The organism is Rhizobacter sp. P2_H3 (assembly GCF_056403355.1).
In genome coordinates this window covers 1-6,654 of record NZ_JBFUFQ010000278.1, presented here as the reverse complement: position 1 = coordinate 6,654, position 6,654 = coordinate 1, and the positions used below count along the sequence as shown (strand labels likewise).

The 6,654-nt window shown below is 68.0% G+C and carries 8 protein-coding genes; 6 read left to right on the top strand and 2 right to left on the bottom strand.

Going from position 1 to position 6,654, the window contains the following annotated elements; translation table 11 throughout:
* Positions 1–500: maltose ABC transporter permease MalG (gene malG, locus AC1D1T_RS28625; protein WP_477992960.1), on the top strand; the 500-nt coding region annotated here is incomplete at its 5' end.
* A gap of 123 nt (positions 501–623) precedes the next feature.
* Here malG and AC1D1T_RS28620 read toward each other — a convergent pair.
* On the bottom strand, positions 624–1,940 hold the full coding sequence (locus AC1D1T_RS28620) for a type II toxin-antitoxin system HipA family toxin (RefSeq protein ID WP_477992959.1): 1,317 nt from the start codon (positions 1,938–1,940) through the stop codon (positions 624–626).
* Between the two features lie 3 nt (positions 1,941–1,943).
* Positions 1,944–2,315, bottom strand: coding sequence for an XRE family transcriptional regulator (locus tag AC1D1T_RS28615; protein ID WP_477828263.1), 372 nt, complete (start codon positions 2,313–2,315; stop codon positions 1,944–1,946).
* A gap of 262 nt (positions 2,316–2,577) precedes the next feature.
* Here AC1D1T_RS28615 and AC1D1T_RS28610 point away from each other — a divergent pair, with 262 nt between their 5' ends.
* From AC1D1T_RS28610 to AC1D1T_RS28590, 5 genes are all read left to right on the top strand, one after another.
* Positions 2,578–3,018, top strand: a complete 441-nt coding sequence (locus AC1D1T_RS28610) for a division/cell wall cluster transcriptional repressor MraZ (RefSeq protein ID WP_477841829.1) — start codon at positions 2,578–2,580, stop codon at positions 3,016–3,018.
* 5 nt (positions 3,019–3,023) lie between these two features.
* Complete coding sequence (gene rsmH, locus AC1D1T_RS28605; protein ID WP_477828186.1) at positions 3,024–3,974, top strand: 16S rRNA (cytosine(1402)-N(4))-methyltransferase RsmH; 951 nt, start codon at positions 3,024–3,026, stop codon at positions 3,972–3,974.
* On the top strand, positions 3,971–4,258 hold the full coding sequence (ftsL, locus tag AC1D1T_RS28600) for a cell division protein FtsL (protein ID WP_477828184.1): 288 nt from the start codon (positions 3,971–3,973) through the stop codon (positions 4,256–4,258). The genes rsmH and ftsL overlap by 4 nt, the downstream gene beginning before the upstream one ends.
* The gene (locus tag AC1D1T_RS28595) at positions 4,255–6,078 is read left to right on the top strand and encodes a peptidoglycan D,D-transpeptidase FtsI family protein (protein ID WP_477992958.1); all 1,824 of its coding nucleotides are present in this window, start codon (positions 4,255–4,257) and stop codon (positions 6,076–6,078) included. The genes ftsL and AC1D1T_RS28595 overlap by 4 nt, the downstream gene beginning before the upstream one ends.
* The coding region (locus AC1D1T_RS28590; protein WP_477992957.1) for a Mur ligase family protein at positions 6,078–6,654 on the top strand (577 nt) is incomplete at its 3' end. The genes AC1D1T_RS28595 and AC1D1T_RS28590, both read left to right, overlap by 1 nt.

Here is a 6,654-nt window from a genome sequence, read left to right as displayed (position 1 = left end):
TCCCGGCGGTGCTCGCGCTGGTGGCGATCTTCGCGATCTTCGACCGCATCGGCAGCGTGTTCCCGTTCTTCGGCATCGACAGCCATGCCTCGCTGCTGCTCGCGTACTCGGGCGGCATCGCGCTGCACGTGTGGACGATCAAGGGCTACTACGACACGATTCCGGTGGAGATCGAGGAGGCGGCCAAGGTCGATGGCGCGACGCCGTGGCAGGCCTTCCGGCTGGTGCTGCTGCCGATGGCGCTGCCGATCCTGATGGTGGTGTTCCTGCTCGCCTTCATCGGCGCGATCATCGAGTACCCGGTGGCGTCGATCCTGCTGCATGAAGAGGCCAAGCTGACGCTGGCGGTGGGCTCCAAGCTGTTCCTGTACGACCAGAAATACCTGTGGGGCGACTTCGCGGCCGCGGCCATCCTGTCGGGGCTGCCGATCACGGTGGTGTTCATCCTCGCGCAGAAGTGGATGATCTCGGGGCTCACGGCCGGAGGGATCAAGGGGTGAGCGGAACCATTCGCCCACCACCCGTTCGCCCTGAGCAGGGACCGAGCTTGGTTACTTGCCGCCCAGGCCGATGCGAAAACATGGGCGTGCATCCCTCGTGGTTCGGGTGTCAGCGGTGCAGTTTCATCGACGTAAAAACGGGCTGGGCCTTTTYCGCCGGGTGGGCGCGGCCTGATACCGGGCCGGGTCGAAGCTGCTGCGCTGGTTCAGCAGCGCTTCGCCATCGAGCCGCTCGGCCAGGCTGGCGATGTCGCGCCCGGTCACGCCGGCCTGTGCGAAGTGCTGCTGCCAGGTGTTCACGACCTCGATGACGGCGAGCACGTCGGCCGCCGCTTCCGCGGGCAGCAGGCCGAAGGCATCGCACTGCGACATCGCGTTGTCGAGCGTCGAGTCCCGGCCCTGGGCGCCGCAGATGAACTCCTGGTAGCCCTGCCCCGAGTTCGTCGGCAGGACGTCATAGGCCGGCGCCAGCGTCAGGCGGYCCTGGGCGAAGGGGTTCATGACCAGCAGCGCGTGGTTCTTCTCGTGGTCGTCGGTGTTGTCCACCAGGATGTTGAAGACCATCCGGCGGAACAGTTCGCGCGCGTCGCGCTGGTTCGTGCCGTCCTGCGTGACGCCGATGCGGCGCAGGATCCGCGCGAGTTCGGGGTACCCCATCTCGGGTTCGGCGCCGGAGGCGGTGGCCGCGCGGATGGCGGTGCCTGCCGAGATGCTGTGGATGCGCCGGCCCGGAGCGCGGTCGAAGCGGTGAACAGCGATCGCATTCGCGTCGGCCAGGCGGATCACCTGCGTCCGGGCCACGGTGATGCCGGCGCGCAGGGCCAGCGTCATCGTCGCGTGCTCGATGAGCGGCGTGTCGACGGGCTCGTTGTTGAAGAACTTGACGACCCACTGTTCTCCGCCGATCTCGATGAGGGCCTTCGGCTTGGCGCCGCCGAGCGGGCTGCCGCCACCGGCAATGATCCTCGCCTCCAGCGCATTGAGGGGCTCCGAGGCTTCGATCTTGGCGACCACCTCGCTGAGCTGCTGCACGTCATCGAGCCGCGGCAGCGRACCCGCGGCGCGCGGGCTGTAGGCGCTCGACGACGTGGAAACGCCGAGCGCACCGAACCGGTCGTCGCCGGCGTAGTACAGGTACTCCATCAGTGACAGCCGCTGGGGCTTGTCGACGAAGCGGATGACCTTCTCGCCCCACCGATCCGGCCGCGCGTCGTCGACCGCGCCGACGGCGCGCTGCCCGTCCGTGGCCAGGCGGCCGGGTGGCAGGAACTCGTTGTCGACGAGCGGAAGATCCTCGCTGAGCGCGAATCCGTCGAGCAGCCACTCCCGCCCGTAGTGCAGCGACACGCCCTTGCCGGCGGAGACGAGCTTCAGCGCGCCGACGTGGCGCGGCGTCTGCGGGTCGCCCAGGTACCAGAGGTGCAGGTCGTCGAGGCGCATGTCTCAGTCCTTTCCCTTGGGTGTGGCGCGCAGGCGTGCCTCCGCGGACGCCTGGGCCCGGGCACGGCCCAGCTCGACGGCCTCGCGCACATCCAGTTCGATGGCGCCCTGGTCGCGTTCGGGCGCCGCCAGCTGCCTCAGTTCGCCGTCGCGCTGGATGAGCCACAGCGCGGTCGCCACGATGCCGATGCCGACGGACGGATCGCCGGCCTCGAGCCGCTGGAGGGTGGACACGGTGATGCCCAGCCGCTGCGCCCAGGATCTCAGCGACTCCTTGCGACGCAGGCGTGCCACCGCCAGGTCGGCGCCCAGTTTTTCAATGGCGGCCGCCGTGGCGGGTGGCAACTGGAGGAGGGCGCGGGCAGTCTTGGGCATACTCATAGAACATCACAGAAGACCCTGTTCTGTCAACATCTATCATTACATCGACAAGCAACGTGGTTCGACGGCCGCAGCTTCCCTTTCATCCAAAGCTTTCACAGCCTTCTGTAAGTCCTTGCTTTTACAACCATTTTCATTTGGCAGATTTTAGAGTCAGTCCTAAGTTCTTGATTTCATTGATTTTTTCTTACACCTCTCATTGACCTTATAGGAACCATCCGCTAGAGTGGTGCAAAGTGCACTTTAGTGGGTTTCTGTGGCGGAATTTGGCTTTCAAGGCAGCTCAGCGTTGACGCTGGATGGGAAGGGGCGGATCACCGTCCCGGCCCGCCAGCGCGATGTCCTGCTCGCCGATGCCGGGCCGCAGCTCACGTTGACCAAGCACCCGGCGGGCTGCCTGCTGGTGTTTCCGCGCCCGGTGTGGCTGGCCTTCCGCGAGCGCCTGGTGGCGCTGCCGATGTCGGCCGACGGCTGGAAACGCATCTTTCTCGGCAGCGCGATGGACGTCGAGATCGACGCCTCGTCCCGCGTGCTGATCTCCCCCGAGCTGCGTGCCGCCGCCCGCCTGACCAAGGACGTGCTGCTGATGGGCATGGGCAGCCGGCTGGAACTGTGGGATCCGCTCGTCTACGCTGAACAGGAAGCCAAGGTCCTGCAGTCCGAGATGCCGGATTCGCTCCGGGACTTCCAGGGCTAGACGCCATGACCCGCAGTACCGACAGCTTCCAGCACCAGACCGTCCTCCTCGACGAGGCCGTCGACGGCGTGTTCACGCGCACTGACGGCATCTACGTCGACGGCACCTTCGGCCGCGGCGGCCATTCGCGCCTGCTGCTCGGCCGGCTCGCGCCCGGGGGAAGGCTGGTGGCGATCGATCGCGACCCGGACGCCATCGCCGCGGCAGCGTCGGGCGCAACGCGGGTCGATGACCCGCGTTTTTCCATCCACCACTCGCCTTTCGGCGGCATGTCGGATGTGCTGGCCGAACTCGGCATCGCCCAGGTCGACGGCGTGCTGCTCGACCTGGGTGTCTCGTCGCCGCAGATCGACAACCCCGAACGTGGCTTCAGCTTCCGCTTCGACGGACCGCTGGACATGCGCATGGACACGACCCGCGGCGAAAGCGCTGCGGATTTTCTGGCCCGCGCCGACGAGCGCCACATTGCAGAGGTGGTACGCGACTATGGGGAAGAACGGTTTGCTGTATCGGTTGCAAAGGCGCTTGTTGCTCGGCGCGAGGGCGGGCATCCAGTTCGCACCACCGCAGAGCTTTCCCACGTCGTGGCTGGTGCGGTCAAGACCCGCGAGCCGGGCCAGGATCCTGCAACGCGCACATTTCAAGCTCTTCGGATTTTCGTCAACGCCGAGCTTGAGGAACTCGAACAGGGGCTGAACGCAGCCCTCGGATTGYTGGCGCCGGGCGGCAGGCTCGTCGTGATCAGCTTCCATTCGCTCGAAGACCGCATCGTGAAGAACTTCATCGCCCGCGAAAGCAAGAGCGAGTTCGACCGCCGCGCCCCGTTCGCCCCCGAGCGGCCGAGCCGGCTGAAGGCAATCGCCCGCGTGAAGCCGTCCGAGACCGAGGTGCGCGCCAACCCGCGCTCGCGCTCGGCCATCATGCGCATCGCCGAGCGCACCGAGGTGCCGGCATGACCCGCATCAACCTCGTGCTGCTCATCGCGCTGATCGCCAGCAGCATCTACCTGGTGCGCGTGTCGTACGACGCGCGGCGCCTCTTCGCCGAGGTCGACCGCGCCACCAGCGAGGCGCACCAGCTCGAGATCGAGCACGAGCGGCTGCTGGCCGACAAGCAGTCGCAGGCGACGCCGCTGCGCGTCGAACGCGTCGCGCGCGACAAGCTCGCGATGCGCAATGCCACGCCGGCCGTCACGCAGTACGTCGCGTACGCGCCCGCCGCCTCGGGGGCCGCCAGATGAGCTGGATCGACAAGATCCGCCAGTTCGGCGGCGATGCCCGGCCGAACCCGGCACGCGCCGGCGCGGTCAACGTGCGCAGCGTCATGTACTCGACCAGCCCGCTGCTCGCGTCGAAGACGCCGCCGTGGCGCTCGAAGTTCCTGGTCGGCCTGGTCGGGCTGGGCTTCTGCGTGCTGGTCGGCCGCGCCGTCTACGTGCAGATCATCGGCAACGACTTCTTCCTGAAGCAGGGCGAGATCCGCTACGCGCGCACGCTTGACCTGTCGGCCAGCCGCGGCCGCATCATCGACCGCAACGGCATGATCCTCGCGTCCAGCGTGCCGGCGCCGTCGCTGTGGGTGATCCCGAAGGAGTTCGAGGCCGACAAGAAGCAGCGCGCCCAGCTCGCGAAGCTGCTCGGCTACACGCCGGCCGAGCTGGCCGGCAAGCTCGACGACAGCCCGAACTTCGTCTGGCTGCGCCGCCAGGTCGACGAACAGGTCGCGAAGGATGCGCTCGGGCTCGGCGTCAAGGGGCTGTTCCAGGTGCGCGAGTTCAAGCGCAAGTACCCCGAGGGCGAGGCCGCGGCGCACGTCGTCGGCTTCACCAACGTCGAGGAGAACGGCCAGGAAGGCATCGAGCTCGCGTTCCAGAAGGAGCTGCAGGGCCGCAACGGCACGCGCCGCGTCGTGAAGGACCGGCTCGGCCGCGTCGTCGAGGACATCGGCGAGAGCGTCGCGCCGGTCGACGGCCGCGACATCGAGCTGTCGATCGACTCGAAGGTGCAGTTCTATGCCTACCAGCGCATCCGCGATGCGGTGACCGAGAACAAGGCCAAGGCCGGCAGCGTCGTCGTGCTCGACGCGCAGACCGGCGAGGTGCTGGCGCTGTCGAACTTCCCGAGCTACGCGCCGGGCGACCGCAAGAACCTCTCCGGCGCGCAGCTGCGCAACCGCGCGCTGACCGACACCTTCGAGCCCGGCTCGACGATGAAGCCGTTCATCGCCGCCTGGGCGCTCGAGACCGGCCGCGTGACGCCCGACACCGTGCTGCAGACGGCGCCCGGCCGCCTGAACTTCGCCGGCTCGGTGATCACCGATTCGCACGCGCACGGCGACCTGACGGTGTCGCAGACGATCCAGAAATCGAGCAACGTCGGTGCGGTGCGCATGGCGATGCAGTTCCAGCCGCGCGAGATGTGGGAGCTGTACTCGCAGGTCGGCTTCGGCCAGAAGCCGCAGATCGGGTTCCCCGGCGCGGTGACCGGCCGGCTGCGCCCGTACAAGTCGTGGCGGCCGATCGAGCAGGCGACGATGAGCTACGGCTACGGGCTGTCGGCCTCGCTGTTCCAGATCGCACGCGCCTACACGGTGTTCGCGCACGATGGCGAGCTGATCCCGGTGTCGCTGGTGAAGAACCGGCAGGTCGATACCCCGACGCCGGCCGGCATCCGCGTGATCTCGCCGAAGGTCGCGAAGCAGGTGCGCGAGATGATGCACCTGGTCACGCTCGAAGGCGGCACCGCCCCGAAGGCGCAGGTGCCGGGCTACTCGGTGGGCGGCAAGTCCGGCACCGCGTACAAGCAGGAAGGCAAGGGCTACGCGGAGAAGAAGTACCGCTCGTGGTTCGTCGGCCTGGCGCCGATCAGCAAGCCGCGCATCATCGTCGCGGTGATGGTCGACGAGCCCAGCAACGGCAAGTATTTCGGCGGCGACGTGGCCGCACCGGTGTTCAGTGAAGTCGTTCAACAGACCTTGCGCTCGATGGGGGAACCCCCCGACATCGAGGTGCGGCCGCAGATCGTGACCCACGCGCTGCAGGCCGAGGAAGAGAGTTTCTGATGAGCCAGGCACCCACCCTCATCCATCACGCGAGCGTCGAGTCGGCGCTCGCGTGGCTGCTTGCGCGCGGCGTGCGCGGGCTCGCCACCGACAGCCGCCGCGTGCAGCCGGGCGATGCGTTCATCGCGTGGCCGGGCTATGGCGTCGATGCGCGGCAGTTCGTGCCGCAGGCGCTGGCCGCCGGCGCGGTGGCCTGCCTCGTCGAGGCCGACGGCTCCACCGCGTTCGAACTCGATCCGCAGACGGTGTCGGCGCTGCCCGACCTGAAGGCCGCCACCGGCGAGCTGGCGAGCGGCTTCTTCGGCGAACCGAGCACGCGGCTGCGCGTCGTCGCGAGCACCGGCACGAACGGCAAGACCTCCACCGCCTGGTGGACGGCACAGGCGCTGAGCCTGCTCGGCGCGCGCTGCGGCGTGATCGGAACGCTGGGCGTCGGCGAGCCGCCGACGAGTGCGGTGCCCGATGCGCAGGTGCTCTCGACCGGCCTCACGACGCCCGATCCGGTGACGCTGCAGCTCGCGTTCCGGCAGTTCGCCGACGAGGGCTTCCGGGCCCGCCGACGAGGGCTTCCGGGCC

Bases quoted from the DNA above. Each gene is read 5' to 3' on its own strand.
- AC1D1T_RS28615 (WP_477828263.1), bottom strand. From the start codon at position 2,315: ATGCCCAAGACTGCCCGCGCCCTCCTCCAGTTGCCACCCGCCACGGCG.
- ftsL (WP_477828184.1), top strand. From the start codon at position 3,971: ATGACCCGCATCAACCTCGTGCTGCTCATCGCGCTGATCGCCAGCAGC.
- AC1D1T_RS28595 (WP_477992958.1), top strand. From the start codon at position 4,255: ATGAGCTGGATCGACAAGATCCGCCAGTTCGGCGGCGATGCCCGGCCG.